The sequence below is a fragment of the Streptomyces sp. NPDC027672 genome (genome assembly GCF_055566335.1).
This window is the reverse complement of the sequence record NZ_JBVHSO010000002.1, coordinates 573,865-589,967: the sequence shown is the minus strand read 5'-3', so window position 1 is coordinate 589,967 and position 16,103 is coordinate 573,865. Positions and strand designations below refer to the sequence as shown.

General features: G+C 74.6%; 6 protein-coding genes. 5 read left to right on the top strand and 1 reads right to left on the bottom strand.

What is annotated here, in order from left to right:
* Nucleotides 1-336 precede the first annotated feature (336 nt).
* The 5 genes from ACZ4SV_RS06945 (at nt 337) to ACZ4SV_RS06925 (ending at nt 12,656) form a co-directional block, all read left to right on the top strand.
* The gene (locus ACZ4SV_RS06945) at nt 337-1,608 is read left to right on the top strand and encodes a sulfite oxidase (RefSeq protein WP_468002053.1); all 1,272 of its coding nucleotides are present in this window, start codon (nt 337-339) and stop codon (nt 1,606-1,608) included.
* A 1,629-nt stretch (nt 1,609-3,237) separates the two neighbouring features.
* The gene (locus tag ACZ4SV_RS06940) at nt 3,238-8,883 is read left to right on the top strand and encodes a non-ribosomal peptide synthetase (protein ID WP_468002051.1); all 5,646 of its coding nucleotides are present in this window, start codon (nt 3,238-3,240) and stop codon (nt 8,881-8,883) included.
* Nucleotides 8,880-10,091 (top strand): FAD-dependent monooxygenase, encoded by a 1,212-nt coding sequence (locus ACZ4SV_RS06935; protein WP_468002049.1) that lies wholly within the window; start codon nt 8,880-8,882, stop codon nt 10,089-10,091. The genes ACZ4SV_RS06940 and ACZ4SV_RS06935 overlap by 4 nt, the downstream gene beginning before the upstream one ends.
* A 40-nt stretch (nt 10,092-10,131) precedes the next feature.
* A complete protein-coding gene (locus ACZ4SV_RS06930) occupies nt 10,132-11,946 on the top strand; it encodes an amino acid adenylation domain-containing protein (protein ID WP_468002047.1) in 1,815 nt (604 codons plus the stop codon).
* On the top strand, nt 11,943-12,656 hold the full coding sequence (locus ACZ4SV_RS06925) for a thioesterase II family protein (RefSeq protein ID WP_468002045.1): 714 nt from the start codon (nt 11,943-11,945) through the stop codon (nt 12,654-12,656). The genes ACZ4SV_RS06930 and ACZ4SV_RS06925 overlap by 4 nt, the downstream gene beginning before the upstream one ends.
* Before the next feature lie 75 nt (nt 12,657-12,731).
* Here ACZ4SV_RS06925 and ACZ4SV_RS06920 read toward each other — a convergent pair whose 3' ends face one another.
* Nucleotides 12,732-16,100 carry a LamG-like jellyroll fold domain-containing protein gene (locus ACZ4SV_RS06920; protein WP_468002043.1) on the bottom strand — a complete coding sequence of 1,123 codons (3,369 nt, stop codon included), beginning with the start codon at nt 16,098-16,100 and terminating at the stop codon, nt 12,732-12,734.
* Nucleotides 16,101-16,103 lie beyond the last annotated feature (3 nt).

Sequence of the window (16,103 nt, the reverse complement as noted above, 5' to 3'; positions counted from 1 at the left end):
CGCGGACGGCCCCCGGACCGCAGCAGCCCCTGACGGAGCCCGCTTCCCTTCACCCGGACGCGCGGACGGCTCCGGGCCGCGCGCCGCGCTCACCTTGCGAACCTCCGTACGTCACCGATCCGTTGACACCCGCGCCGGTCGCATGCTTGCATCCCGCCATGTTTGCGCCGGAGCCCCTGACGCGGTGCCGCCCTGTGGACCTCGTCCGGGTGGCCGCGGCGCCGTGTCGGCCGTCCGGCTGACCGGCTTTCCCCCGGCCCCCTCCTTCGACGACCCCGTCACACGAGTGCCGTGACCGCCTCCTTCCCTTTCCCTCCTTTATGACGAGGACCTGCCATGCGTGCTGTCGGCTCCGTCACCCCTCACGAAACGGCCTACGACCGCCGCAGACTGCGCCAGTGGCTCGCCGGCCAGGCCAGAGCGGAAGGAGTCACGCGCCGCCGGCTGCTCACCCTGCTCGCCGCGACCGCGGGCGGCACCGCGCTGCCCGCGGCGGCTCCGGCCCACGCCGCCGGCTCGTCGATCCTCAAGCCGTTGCCGCCCGAGTGGTTCATCCCGCGCGGCACCAACGCCGAGACCCGCTGGGAGGCCCTGAGCGGAACCGGGCACCACACCCCCAACGAGCTGTTCTTCGTCCGCAACCACACGGCGACCCCCGTCCTGGACGCCGCCGGCTGGCGGCTGCGCCTGTGGGGTGACGGACTGCGCGGCGCCCCCGGCGAGGACAGGCCGGTCGAGTTCGGCTACGACGATCTGCGTGCCCTGCCCGCCGTCACCCGCACCGCGTTCGTCGAGTGCGCCGGGAACGGCCGCAGTTACTACACGACCCAGCAGGGCGAGACGGTCAACGGCACCCCGTGGACGCTCGGCGCCGTGGGCGTGGCCCGCTGGCGCGGGGTGCGCCTGGCCGACGTGCTGCGCAGGGCCGGGCTGTCCTCCCACGCCGTGGACGTCCAGCCGCGCGGCCTGGACGCCGAGTACGTCAGCGGCGGCGAGAACCTGGGCCGGGTGCGCCGTCCGCTGCCGCTGGGCAAGGCGCTGGACGACGTCCTGCTCGCCTACGAGATGAACGGCGAGCCGCTGCCGTACGACCACGGGTATCCGGTGCGGGTGCTGGTGCCCTCCTGGGTGGGGATCTCGTCCGTCAAGTGGGTCGGCGACATCGAGGTGTCCGCGCACCCGCTCTTCTCGCCCTGGAACACCACCTTCTACCGGCTGTTCGGCTCCGCCTACCCGAAGGAGGGCACCGCGCCGCTCACCCGGCAGACCGTCAAGAGCGCCTTCGAGCTGGCGAGCGGCGCCACGTTCCCGGCGGGCCGGCGGCAGGTGCTGCGCGGCCGGTCCTGGTCCGGCGCGGGAGGCGTCGCACGGGTGGAGGTCAGCACCGACGGCGGGACGACCTGGCGGCCGGCCCGGCTGCACGACCGGCCGCGCGCGGGCACCTGGACGCGCTGGTCCCTTCCCTGGACGCCCGCCGCCCCCGGACCCGCCCAGCTGCTGGCCCGCGCCACCGACACGGCCGGCCGCACCCAGCCGGACACGGCGGTGCCCAACACGGAGGGCTATCTGTTCGGCGCGGTGGTACGCCATCCGGTGACCGTGCTCTGACCTCACGGCGGCCCGGCGCCGCGCGAGGGGGACCGCCGGCAGGTACGGCGCGGCGGCCAGCCGGCGCCGGCACCCTCTCGGTGCTGAGGCGGAAGACCGCGACGGCCCGCGGCCGGTGGCCGTGGCCGGCGCGCGCGGACGACAGCGGGCGCACGAGCCGGGTCGCCGGCGCGTTCGGCCGCGACCGCGCGAGCCCGTACGGCGGAGGCGAGGCGCGGCAGTACGTCCGGCCGGTGCGGGAGCCGGGCGGCACGCGGCGCCTCGACGGCGGCCGGGCCGGGTCCCGCGTCGGTGCTTCTGTTTCCAGCAGGCGGACTGCGCACGGATGTCCCCGCTCGGCTCGGCTGGTCCATGGTCGACGTGCAGGTGGGAACGGCTCCCCGACAAGCGCGGCAGAGAGCCGGCTGCGCTGATCTCCCCGCCGGAGGTGCGGTCCTCGCCCCTGCGACCCGCACCCGGACCGACGACCGGGCTCCGATGGCGATCCGGGCGCCGCTCGGCGGTGCCGCCGACGACCATCGGTGCGGCGACTCCGTGGCGCCTTCGCCCGCGTCCCTCGCGGACGCGTCGTACGCGTACAGACCGCAACAGCTTCCCCAGGGCGCCCTCCCGTGTCAACGGCCCGGCGGACCGACGGACTTGCCCTGAGGGGCGCCGCCTTTGCCCCGCTTCGCGGCAACCAATGCCGTCCCGGGGCGGCCGGACGCCCGCGTACTCCGGTGCCGGCAGCCGGTAGACCAATGCGCGGGCCGGCGGAGTGCCGAGGCGCGGCCGTGCCCGGAGACGCCCCCGTGCGCCGCACCAGGGTGGCGCAATGAGTGACCCGAAATCGCCTCCTCCCGGCCGTGGTCCGCCGTCCCGGCGATCGGCGGCGCCCCACCCGGCCGGCGCCGAATCCCAGGTGGTGGCGGTGGTGTCCGCACGGCAGCCGCGACCCGGCGGGGGAGGGGGCCGCCGGTCCGGAGCGGCCCGCCCTCCCTGGCCGGATCGCCGCGTCGGGGGCGCGGCGAAGGGGGAGTTCGCGTCATCGTGCCGCTCCGGCCCGCACGTCTCACGGAGAGGCAGCGACGGCCGCCGCGCGGCCGGGCCGTGCTCCCGCCCGGTGCCCCGGCGCCCGGGCCGCGCCGGACCTGACCAAATCGCGCGTCGCCACCGGCCGGGACCATAGGCGGGCCCGCTCCCGGCAACCGCGCGATGACCAGCCACGGAAGGGACCTCCCGCCCGGCTGCGGAACCTGCCGCGGTCATACGCCTCGTTGACACCTCAGCCGGCTCGTGGGGACGATGGAAGCCCAGACGCCCCGCCGGGTGACTCACGTAGCTCCCGGGCCGCCAGACTCACGAGACCCCGCGACGGCGGGCAAGGCACAGGGCAACGGCAGCCGCACGCCCCGGGCGACCCGGCGGCTGTCAGCCGGCCGGACCGGCGAGCGGTACCCGCTCGGCGGGTTCCGCTCAGGAGCCGCCGGCAGCGTCCCCCTTCCCGCCGGGCAGCGCCGGCTCCACCGTGCCGTACCCGCCCTTCGACCTCTGCACCGAAGCCGGCGCCCCGTCCCGCGCGGACACCCGCCGCGGACCGGCTTTTGTTCGTCCTGCCCGGAGAACACGTAAAGGAAGACGAAGAGAGCCATGACTGCCATGCCCACCTTCGCACTGACCTCCTACCAGAAGGACATCTGGGTCTCCGAATCCCTGGCGCCCGCGGCCCCGCAGCTCACCTGCGCCCTGCACGAACGCCTCACCGGGCCGGTCGACATCGGCAGGCTGGCGGCGAGCGTCCGCCGCGCCCTGGAGCGTAACGACACCTTCCGCTTACGCTTCGACGAGACCGACGGCCGCCCCTGCCAGTGGACCGGACCCGCGAGCGCCGAAGTCGACGTGGTGGACCTCCGGCACACCCCCGACCCGCCGGCCGCCCGCGCGTCATGGCTGGCCGAGGCCGCCCGCACCCGGTTCACCACCAGGCGGGGCAGGCTCTACCAGGCCGCGCTGCTGCGGGAGAGCGACCACGAGGTCCATCTCTACCTCAGGGCACACCACCTGATCATGGACGGCTGGGGCCTGCGGCAGTTCACCGCCCAGGTGCTCACCGACTACGCCGGCCGGCCCGCCGCCCTGACCGGACCCGCACCCTACGCGGACTTCGTGGCCGACGACCTGCGCTACCGGGCCTCCGCGGAGCACGCGCGCGACACGGCGGCCGTCCGCCGGCTCCTCTCCGGCGTCCGGCCCGCGCTGTTCGCCCGGCGCGGCGAGGGCGCGCGACAGGGCGTGGGGCGCACCTCCTTCGTCGTCGACGCCGGTCTCGTCACCCGGCTCCGCGCGCAGGGCGGCTCGCCCTTCCCCTATCTGACCGCCGCCTTCGCGAGCTGGCTGACCGGACTGCACGGGACCGCGGAGGTGGTGCTGGGCGTCCCGCTGCTGAACCGCCGGACCGCCGCGGAACGCGCCACACCCGGGATGTTCACCAGCCTGCTGCCGCTCCCGGTGCGAGCCGACGGCACCCGGCCCCTGCGTGAACTGGCCGCCGAGGTCCGCGAGTCGGTGCGCACCCTGCAAGACCACGGCCGGGTCTGTCTCGGCGACGTACTGCCGGACAGCACGGCCGCCGGGCCGGACGCCCGCCGGCTCTTCGACGTCACCCTGTCCTATCTGAACTTTCCCGAACCGCCGGCCGCCCCCGGCATCAGCCGGCAGGGCTCACTGGCGGCCATGCTGCGCGACCAGGACGCGCTGTCGGTCGTGGTCCAGGCACCCGAGGGATCTCCCGCCCTGTACGTCGACCTCGAGTACGACCGGAACGTGTTCGACCGGTCGCTGCCGGCCGAGACCATCGGCGAGCAGGTGCTCGCACTGCTCCGGCAGGGCCTGGACGCACCGGACAGCCCGGTCGCGGCCCTCGACCGCGCGGCCGGCGCACCGGCCGCCGCGGTGACGCAGCGGCCCCCGGCGGCGGAGCCGGCGGCACCGGAGGAACCCGCGCGCCACGTCGCCCCGCGCACCGCCATGGAACGGGCCCTGGCGGCCGTCTGGGCGGAGGTCCTGGGCAAGCCGTCCGTGGGCGTCCACGACAACTACTTCGTCCTCGGCGGGGACTCGCTCACCATGCTCCGGCTGCGTGCCGTGTGCCTCCAGCGCGGCATCGAGTTCAGCCTCACCGATCTGATGCAGGCACCGACCGTCGCCCGGCTCGCCGCGCGGGCGGTGGCACGGGACGACAAGGCCACCACCAGCGCGGTCGCGCCGTTCGAGCTGGTCTCGGCCGTCGACCGGGCCCGTCTGACCGCCGCGGTGGACGCCTTCCCGGTCAGCCGCGTCCAGCTCGGACTGCTCTACCACAGCCGCGAGCAGGAGAACTCCGCCGCCTACCACGACGTCTTCCAGTACACCTTGGACCTGCCCTGGAAAGAGGACGCCTTCCGGCAGGCGTTCGACCGGCTGGTGCGGCGCCATCCCGTGCTGCGCTCCTCGTTCGGCCTCGCCGGCTACTCCCAGCCCCTGCAGATCGTGCACCCCGAGGCGCCCGGCGGCCTGGCCGTCACCGACCTGCGCGCCGCGCCGGCGGACGAGATCGAGGCCGCGGTCCGCGCACACGTCGACCAGCGGCGCACCCACCGGTACGTGTTCGAAGAAGCACCGCTGTACCTCTTCCACGTCCACGTGTGCCCGGACAGCCTGGAGATCGTCTTCAGCTTCCACCACGCCATCCTGGACGGCGGCAGCGTGGCCACACTGCTGAGCGAACTGCTCCGCGACTACGCGCACGGCATCGGCCTCGGCGTGAGCGCCGTCCAGGAGGCCCTGCTCCCGTCGCCGGCCAACTACGTCCGGGACGAGCTGCGCGCCCTCGCGTCCGAGGAGGCCGGCGCCTACTGGCGCACCCTGCTGGACGGCGCCGCCCTGCCCCAGCTCGACGGTCTGCGCCCGTTCGCCCCACGGGACACGCCCGCGCGGGCGGACTCGCTGCACGTGCCGCTGTCCCGGCAGGACGCGGCGGCGGTCCGCGCGCTCGCCACCGAGCGGCAGGTGCCGGTGAAGTCGCTGCTGTTCGCCGCCTACTGCCTGGCCCTGCAAGCGCAGTTCGGCGCCCAGGACTACGTCACCGGCCTGGTCACGCACGGACGCCCCGACCTGCCCGGCGCCGAGCGGATGGTCGGGCTGTTCCTCAACAGCATGCCCGTCCGGGTGGACACCACGGGCATGACCTGGCTGGAGGTGGCCGGCGCCCTGTACGCGCAGGAGCAGCGCAGCCACCCGCACCGCCGGTACCCGCTCAGCGCCGTCCAGGCCGGCCAGCCCTCGGGCTTCTCCGTCGAATCCTGCTTCAACTACGTGCACTTCCACGTCCTCGGCTCGATCCTGCGCACTCCCGGGGTGCGCATGCCGGCCTTCCGGACGTGGGAGGAGACGAACTTCAAGCTCCTGGTCAACGCGATCGTCGATCCGCTGGAGGAGAGCATCGCCCTGCGCGTCGACTACGACGGGCGCGCGCTCACCCGCGACCAGGCCGAACTGTTCGCCCGCCTCTACCGCGCCGTCGTCACCCGGATGACCGAACACCCCGGGGAACAGGCGGACTTCGGCTTCCTCAGCCCCGGCCTCCCCGAAGCCGCGCCCCAGCCGCCCGCGCACCCCGATGTGGTGCGGCTCTTCGCGGACCAGGCGGCGCGCACCCCTGACGCGCAGGCGCTCGGGTTCGGCGACGTGCGGTGGACCTACCGGGAACTCGACAGCGCCGCCGAGCGGGTGGCGGCCCACCTGTGGGCGTCCGGCACCCGGCCCGGCGACCGGGTGGCCATCGCCGTCGACCGCTCGCCGGAGCTGGTGGCCCTGGTGCTCGGCATCGCCAGGGCGGGCGCCGCGAGCGTGCCCCTCGACACCGGCTACCCGGTCGAACGCCTGCGGACCATGCTGCGGCACGCCCGTCCCACGAGGGTGGTGGCCGGTCCGGACCACACCCACCTCGTCGAGGCGCAGGAGGACCTCCTGCCTCTCGCCACCGCGCTGAGCGAGATCCCCGGGGACGGACCCCGCCCCGTGCCCGTCATCGCACCCGAGGACACGGCGTACCTGCTGTTCACCTCCGGGTCCACCGGTGTGCCGAAGGCCGTCGCGATGCCCCACCGGTCCCTGGCCGGACTGGTGGCCTGGCAGAACGCCGCGCCCAGCGCGGCCCCGGGCGGAGCCACGCTCCAGTTCGCCCCGCTGAGCTTCGACGTCTCCTTCCAGGAGATCTTCTCGACCCTGTGTTCCGGCGGAACGCTGGTCCTCGTCCGGGAGGACCAGCGCAAGGATCCCGCCGCGCTGCTGCGGCTGATCGACAGTGCGCGCGTGGAGCGGGTCTTCCTGCCGTACGTGGCCCTCCAGCAGCTCGCGGAGGCGTCGGGGACCCTCGGGCTGGTGCCCCGCCGGCTGCGGGTCCTCGTCTCCTCGGGCGAGCAACTGCGGCTGACCGACGAGATCCGCCGGCTCTGCGCGGCCCTCCCCGACGCCCTGCTGGAGAACCAGTACGGGCCCACGGAGTCCCACGTGGTCTCCCGGTTCACCCTCACCGGCGACTTCGGCGCCGCCCCGGCCCTGCCGCCCATCGGGCACCCGGTCGACGGGGCCGAGCTGCACCTGCTGGACGAGCGGCTGCGCCCGGTCCCGGACGGGATCAAGGGCGAGCTGTACCTCGGCGGAACCTGCCTGGCCGACGGCTACTTCGGCCAGCCCGGACTGACCGCGGAACGCTTCCGGCCGCACCCCGGCGACCCCGGCCGGACGCTGTACCGCACCGGCGACTTCGGCGTCCGGCTGCGGGACGGCGCGATCGCCTACCTGGGGCGGGCGGACGCCCAGGTCAAGGTCCGCGGGTTCCGCGTGGAACCCGCCGAGGTCGAGGTGGCCGTCCTGCGCGCCGCGCGGGGCACCGGCCTGCGGGATGCCGCGGTGGTGGCCCGCACACGGCAGGACGACGACGCGTTCCTGGCCGCGTTCCTCGTCGGCGACGCCGGCCGGACCGATGTCGAGGAGATCCGCAAGAGCCTGCGGCGGACCCTGCCCGAGCACCTGGTCCCCACCCATTTCACCTGGCTGGACGCGCTGCCCCTGACCCCGAGCGGCAAACGGGACGACGCGGCACTGCGCCGGCTGCCCCTGGCCCGGCACGGCACGCGGACCGCGGTGACGCCCCCGCGCGACGCGTACGAACGGGTGCTCGTCACCACCGTCGCCGAACTGCTGCAGCTCCCCACCGTCTCCGTGGACGACGACCTGTTCGACCTCGGCGCCACCTCGCTCACCGTGATGCGCCTGGTCATGCAGGTCAAACAGCGGTTCGGCGTCGAGATCCCGATGTCGGGCCTGATCGCCGCGCCCACCGTCGCCGACCTGGCCGGGCTGCTGCGTTCGGACCGCGCGGTCGCCACCTTCGACCCGCTGGTCCCCTTCCGGACCGAGGGCACGCGCCCGCCGATGTTCTTCGTGCACCCCGCCGGCGGCAACGTGCTGTGCTTCGTGCAGCTCGCCAAACACCTGCCGCCCGACCAGCCGTTCTACGGACTCCAGGCGGCCGGCACCGAGGCCGGCACCGAACCGCTCACCTCCGTCGCCGCGCTCGCCGAGAACTACCTGGCGGCGATCCGGCGGGTGCAGCCGCACGGCCCCTACACGCTGGGCGGCTGGTCGTTCGGCGGGTTCGTCGCCCTGGAGATGGCCGAACGGCTCCGCCGGGCGGGCGAGGAGACGGCGGACGTGTTCCTGCTCGACACCGTCGCGCTGGAGCCCGGCGAACGCACCGGCCTGACCGACGACGCCCTGCTCGGCTGGTTCTTCTGGGAACTGCTCTTCCTCAAGCTGGGCAGCGACTCCCCGGAGGCCCTCGTCCCGCGCCACCTGCCGGACCTGGAGCAGAAGTTCGCGTTCATCGCACAGCGGGCCGTCGAGAAGGGCGTCCTCCCGCCGGACAGCTCGGCCTCCGTGGTCCGCAGGCTGTTCAAGGTCTACGAGGCCAACTGGCAGGCCGCCATCGACTACGCCGGCCACACCTTCGACGTGGACTTCACCCTGCTGCGGGCCACCCAGCCGCTGCCCGCGGTCCTGCGGGAGATGCACACGGTCGCGCGCACGCTGCACGAGGACGCGCACAACGGCTGGGACGGCTGCACCCGCGGCAGGCTCACCGTCGTCGACATCCCCGGTGACCATCTGCGGATCATCGAAGAACCCTACGTACAGGTGGTCGCCTCGGAGCTGACGAGGCTCACCGACGCCACGGCGAAGGACCGCTCATGACGGAACACACCGGCACCGACAGGGCCACCCCGGGCGCGCGGGGCAGGAGGCGCGCGCGCAAGGCCGTGATCGTCGGAGGGGGTATCGGCGGACTGACCACGGCGATCGCCCTGCGCCGCGTCGGCATCGAGGCGGAGGTGTACGAGAGGGCGGCCGAGTTCCGCGCCGCGGGCTCCGCGCTGTCGGTCATGAGCAACGCGGTCACCGCGCTCGACACCCTCGGCATCGACCTCCATCTCGACAAGTACGGCCAGCGCATCCGGCGGTTCCAGATCAGGAGCGGCCGCGGCACCCTCATCCGGACGCTGCCGTTCGAGGAGGCGTGCCGCAAGGCCGGGGCACCGAGCTACTGCGTCAGCCGGGCCGGGCTGCACCAGGCCCTGCTGTCGGCCGCCGACTGCCCCATCGAGATGGGGGCCGGCGCCGTCGCGTTCGAACAGCACGACGACGGTGTGGGCGTACGGTTCGAGGACGGCAGGACCGCCGAGGGCGACGTGCTCATCGGCGCGGACGGATTCCGCTCCGCCGTGCGGGGGCAGCTCGCCGGCCTCGACGACGTCCGCGACGGCGGCTACCTGTGCTGGCTGGGCATCGTCGACTTCCACCACCCGCGGTTCGTCACCGGGTACGTCGGCCACTACTGGGGCGACGGCCAGCGCTTCGGCCTCATCGACATCGGCGGCGGCCGGGCCTACTGGTGGGGCACCAAGGCCATGACGCTCACGGACTCCGCCGCGTGGAAGGGCGGCAAGGACGATGTGGCGCGCTTCTACGCCGGCTGGGCCGAGGAGGTGCGGGAGGTGATCGCGCTCACCCCCGACGCCGACATCATCACCGTACCGGCGCAGGACCGGCCGTTCCTGGAGCGCTGGGGCACCGGGCGGGTGACGCTGCTCGGCGACGCCGCCCATCCCATGCTGACCAGCCTGGGGCAGGGCGCCGCCATGGCGATGGAGGACGCCGTCGTCCTGGCGCAGAGCCTGGCCACCGCTGAGGACCCGGCCCGGGGACTGCGCACCTACGAGGACCGGCGGCGCGAACGCAACCGCCAACTGGTCCTGGCCTCCCGCACGGCCAGCAACGCCCAGCACAGCGAGAACTTCCTGCGCCGGCTGAAGCGGGACACCTACTACCGCACCGTGCCCCGGCGGGTCCTGGTCGAACGGGACGCGGCGGTCCTCAGCTATCCCGCGCCCCCGCTGCCGTGACGCCCGCCCCGCCCGCACCACCGAACCCAGGGAGGGTCCCATGTCCCTTCGCCCGCTGAGCGGCGCGCTCTCCCGCGCCGCCGGGGAGGAACCGCGCTTCCCCCCGGACGTCACCCTCCACGCACTGTTCGCCCGCCAGGTCCGCAGTGGCCCGCACCGCCCCGCGGTGACCTGCGGCGACCGCACGCTCAGCTACGCGGACCTGGACGACCGCTCCACCGCGCTGGCGGGTGCCCTGACGCAGCGGGGCGTCCGCCCCGGGGACCGCGTCGGCGTGCGCGTGGAGCGCGGCACCGGCCTCGTCGTCGCGCTGCTCGGCGTGCTGAAGGCCGGGGCCGCGTACGTGCCGCTGGACCCCGGCTACCCCGCGGAACGCCTGGAGTTCATCGCCGAGGACGCCGGACTGAGCGCCGTGGTCGGCGACGGTTCCTTCCCCGGGCTCGTCTGCCTGCCGGTGACCTCAGCCCCGGACCCGCCGTCCCCGGCCCTGCCCCCGGCGGACCCCGGCGCGGTGGCCTACGTCATCTACACCTCCGGGTCGACCGGCCGGCCCAAGGGCGTCCTCGTCCCGCACCGCAACGTCGTCGCGCTGCTCGCGGCGACCGCCGACACGTTCGGGTTCGGCCCCGACGACGTATGGACGCTGTTCCACTCCTTCGCCTTCGACTTCTCGGTGTGGGAGATGTGGGGCTGCCTGCTGACCGGCGGCCGGCTCGTCGTCGTCCCCCACTGGACCAGCCGTGACCCGCGCGCCTTCCACGCCCTGCTGGCCGCCGAACAGGTCACCGTGCTCAACCAGACCCCGTCCGCGTTCTCCCAGCTCGTCACCTCCCCGGCGTTCGGCACCGAGGACTTGGCGGTACGGCTCCTCATCTTCGGCGGTGAACCGCTCGACACCCGGACCCTGTCCGGGTGGTTCGCCCGGTATCCGGAGTGCCGCGTGGAGAACATGTACGGCATCACCGAGACGACCGTGCACTGCACCCGGCGCACGCTCACCCCGGCGGACGCCCGGGACGGCACCCGCTCGGTGGGCCGCCCGCTGGACGGATGGGACGTGTACGTCCTGGACGAACAGGGCGACCCGACGGCGCCCGGGACACCCGGGGAGATCTACGTCGGCGGGCGCGGCCTGGCCCTGGGCTATCTGAACCGCCCCGAGCTGACCCGCGAGCGCTTCGTCCCCGACCGGGTCACCGGCACCCCGGGCCGGCTGCTCTACCGCACCGGTGACAGCGGGCGGCTGCGCGCCGACGGCGAGCTGGAACACCTCGGCAGACTCGACGACCAGGTCAAGATCCGCGGACACCGGGTCGAGCTGGGCGAGATCCGCAGCGTGCTCACCGAGGACCCGGAGGTCCGGGCGGCGGCCGTCGTGGCCCGCGGGACGGCGCACGGCGCGGACGCGCGCATCGACGCCTATGTGGTGACCGCACAGCCGGACGGCATCGCGGAGATCAGACGGCGGCTGGCCCGGCGACTGCCCGGCCACCTGCTGCCGGCGACCCTCACCGCCATCGACGAGATACCGCTCACCCCCAACAACAAGATCGACACCGACCGCCTCCCGCCCCCGCGCACCACGGCCCCCGCCACGGCCGCACCGCCCCGCACCATGGACGACCCGGTCGCCACGGCGCTGGCCGGAATCTGGGAGCGGCTCCTCGGCGTACCCGTCACCGGCCCGGACGACAACTTCTTCGAGGCGGGCGGCACCTCGGTCCTCGTCCCACGGCTGCGGGAGGAGCTGCGCACGGCGGGCTTCCCCGACATCCCGCTGCGCGACCTCTATCTCCACGCGTCGCTGACCGCCATGGCGCGGTTGGTGCGTCAACGTCAGGAAGGCCCGGTATGACGCTCGGCAACCTGCTCTGCTTCCCCTACGCCGGCGCGGGCGCGGGCCTGTTCCGCACCTGGCCGCAACGCCACCCGTTCCGCCACACCCGCGTGGTCCCGGTGCAGTTGCCCGGCCGCGAGGAACGGTTCGCCGAACCGCCCTGCGAGTCGATGGCCGACCTCGTCGAGGCGTGCCTGCCGCTCGCCCTGGAGACGGCCGCCGGCGGTCCCACCGCCCTGTTCGGCCACAGCTTCGGCGCCCTCGTCGCCTACGAGGTCGCCCAGCGGCTGACAGCCGAGGGCGTACGGATCGAGCGTCTCGTCGTCAGCGGCGCGGCGGCTCCCTGGCTGCCCCGGCCGCGCATCGGCGTCGCGGAGCTGGACGACGACGCGCTGGTCTCGCGCGTGCGCGCGCTCGTCGGCTACGACCACCCGGCGCTGCACGACCCGGAGCTGCGGCAGTTGCTGCTGCCGTCCCTGCGCGCGGACCTCGGCATCACCGAGAGGTACGCCCCCGCCACCACCGCGGTGCTCCCGGCACCGGTCACCGCGCTGCTCGGCACCGACGACGAGCTGGTGTCCTCCGACGAGGCCGCGCTGTGGTCGAAGGCCGGCGCGCCGGGCAGCGGACTGCGTCACCTGCCCGGCGGCCACATGTACTTCGCCACCGACCCCGGGCCGCTCGCGGCCACACTCGACGGCCTGCTGGCCCCGGACACGGACGGCTGAAGCAAGTCCTCAGCCGGCGGCGCCCGGGGAACCCGCGCCCCGCCGGCCGGGAACGTCCGGCGCGGCCCGGCCGGTTCACATCCGGGCGTACGGCTGGGGCGACAGCGTCTCGAAGGGCAGCCGGACGGTGGTGGCCGTTCCGGTGTCCGCGTTGGACGTGCGCAGCGCGGTCAGCTCCTGTGCCGTCAGCGCGCGCCGCACGAGGCGGAACTCGTCCAGCGACCCCTTGAACCGGTCGTAGCCGTCCGGGCTGGCCCCCAGATGGAGACCGAGCACGGCGAAGCCGTCGTCGTACGTCAGCGAGCCGGCCGGAGCCGCGGCCTCGCCGGGCGTGCCACCGTCCACGGACAGGCTCAGCCTGCCGCCCGCCCGCTGGAGCACCACGTGGTGCCAGGCGCCGTCGCCGAAGGCGAAGGCGGCGCTCGGGTCGGGGGCGTAGACGGTGGTGGTGGCCGTGTCCGTCTGGAGCAGGGCGGCTAGCCGGTCCTGGCCCGGCTGGGCCCGCAGCCACACCTGCCGCTCGGCGCCGCCGATGCCGTACGCCCAGAACAGGACCTGGTTGCCGCCGGTCTGGCCGGCCGTGTAGCGCATCCAGGTCGCCACGGTGAAGTCCCGGGAGCCCAGTGCCTCGTCCGCGCCGTACGGCAGCTCGACGGAGTCGTCCGTGCCGTCCAGGGCCAGCCCGGCGCCGAACCTGCCGCCGCCCGCCGAGGCCACGGGCCGCGCCCCGCCCCGGACGAAGGCGTGGTCGCAGTGCACCGAGGCGTCCGGGGTCGCCGGGCCCGCGGCCGGCCGCATCACCGGGTGGGCCTCGGTGTGGCCGTTCTCCATGGACCACGACACGGCGGGCCGGTCGGCCGGGTAGCCGCCCGTGGAACCGACGGCGGAGCGCGCGATCCTCGCCAGCTCGTCCGTGGTGAACGCCCGCTTGTAGAGCCGGACTTCGTCCAGGGAACCGGTGAACGGCACGAGGTCGCCCGGCTTGGAGCCGACCCGCAGCCCCTCCGGCGTCGCCGTCGAGGTGAGGGCACCGGACAGCCCGGTCGCCTCGGCCGCCGCGGTGCCGTCCACGCTCAGCCGCAGCGTGCCACCGCTGCGGCTGACCGCGAGCAGGTGCCAGGCGCCGTCGCCGAAGGCGGCCGACGGGCCGGGATCGGTCAGCGCCACCTGGGTCGCGCCCGCGGGCGTCTCGGCCCAGGCGAGCAGCCGCCCCTGGGACGGCTGGGCGCGCACCCACAGCGAGGGCTCGCCGGAGACGGAGCCGTAGGCCCACAGCAGCGCCGCGTTCGCGTCGGACTCGGTCAGGCTGTGCCGGAACCACAGGGTGTAGGTGAAGTCGCCCGAGCCGACGTCGAGGGCCGGCAGATAGGGGACCTCGACGCCGGGCCGGGACGCCGAGACCGAGATCGCGCCTTTGCCGACCCGGCCGGTCACCTCGCCGGGCAGCCCGCCGAGCAGGGTGCCGTCGGCGCAGTGCCCGGAGACGTCGTCCTCGATCGCGACCGAGGTCAGCGCCGGCACGTCGGCCGTGTCGACCACCTCGAACGGCAGCCGCACCCCGAGCGAACCCTCAGCGGAGGAGGCCGAGTTCGCCGTGCGCAACTCGGCGAGCTGGGCGTCCGTCAGCGCGGCGCGGTACACCCGGAACTCGTCCAGGCCCCCGGCGAAGGGATCACCGGCCGTCGAGTCGGGCTTGGCGCCGAGCCGGATGCCGTCGACGCCCTCGGCGCGGCCGGCGCCGACCGGCCCGGCCACCCCGGTGGCCTGCGCCGAGGCCGTGCCGTCCACCGTGAGCGTGATCCGTCCGCCGTCGCGCACCAGCGTCAGATGGTGCCAGGCGCCGTCACCGAAGGCGGGCGAGGGACCGGGAGCGGTCAGTGCGACGGAGGCGGTGCCCGCGGTGCCCTGCACCCAGGCGTACAGCCGGTTCTGGCCGGGCTGGGCGCGCACCCACACCTGCGGTTTCGTCGCGCCGTACCCGTAGGCCCACAGCAGCACCCGTTGCTGGGTCTCGCCGGGCTGCGCCCTGTAGGCGAAGAACACCGAGTAGGTGAAGTCGCCGTCGCCCGGGTCGATTCCCGGCGCGTACGGCACGTCCGCGTACTCACCGGCGCCGTCCAGCGCCAGCCCTTGCTGCCAGCGGCCGGCGCCGAGGCCCGAACCGCCTGCGAGATAAGCGTCGTTGGCGTCCGCGGTGGCATCGGGGGTGGTGCGGCCCGCGGCCCGGGACTCCTGCGGGTGGACCGCGCCGGTGAAGGTGCCCGGCACACCGGCCGCCGCCGGGGTGAAGCGGTTGAAGTAGACGCTGGCCGCGGAGAAGGTGTCGCCGCCCTCGTAGACGAGGCCGATCTCGCCGTCGGTCAGCTCGGCCAGGTCCGAGTAGCCGGCCCGTCTGGCGTTGATCTGCGCCGCGTCGCGCCAGGTGGTGCCGCGGTCCGTGGAGTAGCGCAGCCGCATGTTCTGCCGGTCCGTGGGGTGCGAGGGCGCCGACAGGACGAGGGTGTCACCGGGCGTGGCCCGGTACGTCTGCTCCAGCGCCAGGACCGACGCCTGGGCCTCGGGCGTGATCAGCGAGGGCACGACCTGCTGCGCCGGCACGGTCGTACCGGCGTCGGAGCTGACGGCGTGCGTACGGTGCCCGGCCGGCGTGCCGGTGTTGTTGCGGGCGCCTATGTAGACCTGGCCGTTGTCGAGTTCGGCGACGGTGGGCTCGCCCGGTGCGATGCCGGGCGCGGTGGAGTCGGCCGTGGTGCTCGCGGACCACTTCTCGCCGCCGTCGTCGCTGTAGAGCACGCCGACGAACTGCGGGGTGCCGGAGCGCGGGAGGGACTCGTACGCCCCGACCACCAGTCGGCCCGCCTTGTCGCCGTGCTTGAGCTGGATGCCGTGCGAGGGTCCGGTGCCGAACCAGCCGTCCCGCGCGTCGGTCAGGCGCGGCAGCGGCTTCGGCGCGCCGAAGGTCAGCCCGTCGTCCGTGCTGCGCTGGACCCACGGCAGCCGGGTGCCGCCCGGCTCGGCCGGCTCGGAGGTGGAGAGCAGATGGACGTCGCCGGTGCGCAGGTCGGCGACGGGAGCGGGGTTGCCGCGTGTGTAGGGCGCCTCCGGATCGCTGTCGCTGCCGCTCAGCGCCACCCGGACGGGCCCCCAGGTGCGGCCGCCGTTGGTGGAGCGGCGGACGACGAGGTCGATGGCGCCCCGGTCGGCGCAGGAGGGCGAGCGCCGGGCCTCCGCGAAGACGAGCAGCGTGCCCGCCTTCGTACGGACGATCGTGGGTATGCGGAAACAGCCGTAGCCGGCGGTCCCGGAGCGGAAGAGGATCTGTTCGGACCCGATGAGGCCGTCGGCCGACGGCTGGGTGCCGCCGGCGGCGGCGGGCGGGGCGAGGGCTCCGATCAGCAGGAGCAGGGACAGGGCGACGAGGGCGCGTACGCGGACCCGGGACACGGC

Bases quoted from the DNA above. Each gene is read 5' to 3' on its own strand.
- ACZ4SV_RS06945 (WP_468002053.1), top strand. From the start codon at position 337: ATGCGTGCTGTCGGCTCCGTCACCCCTCACGAAACGGCCTACGACCGC.
- ACZ4SV_RS06940 (WP_468002051.1), top strand. From the start codon at position 3,238: ATGACTGCCATGCCCACCTTCGCACTGACCTCCTACCAGAAGGACATC.
- ACZ4SV_RS06935 (WP_468002049.1), top strand. From the start codon at position 8,880: ATGACGGAACACACCGGCACCGACAGGGCCACCCCGGGCGCGCGGGGC.
- ACZ4SV_RS06930 (WP_468002047.1), top strand. From the start codon at position 10,132: ATGTCCCTTCGCCCGCTGAGCGGCGCGCTCTCCCGCGCCGCCGGGGAG.
- ACZ4SV_RS06925 (WP_468002045.1), top strand. From the start codon at position 11,943: ATGACGCTCGGCAACCTGCTCTGCTTCCCCTACGCCGGCGCGGGCGCG.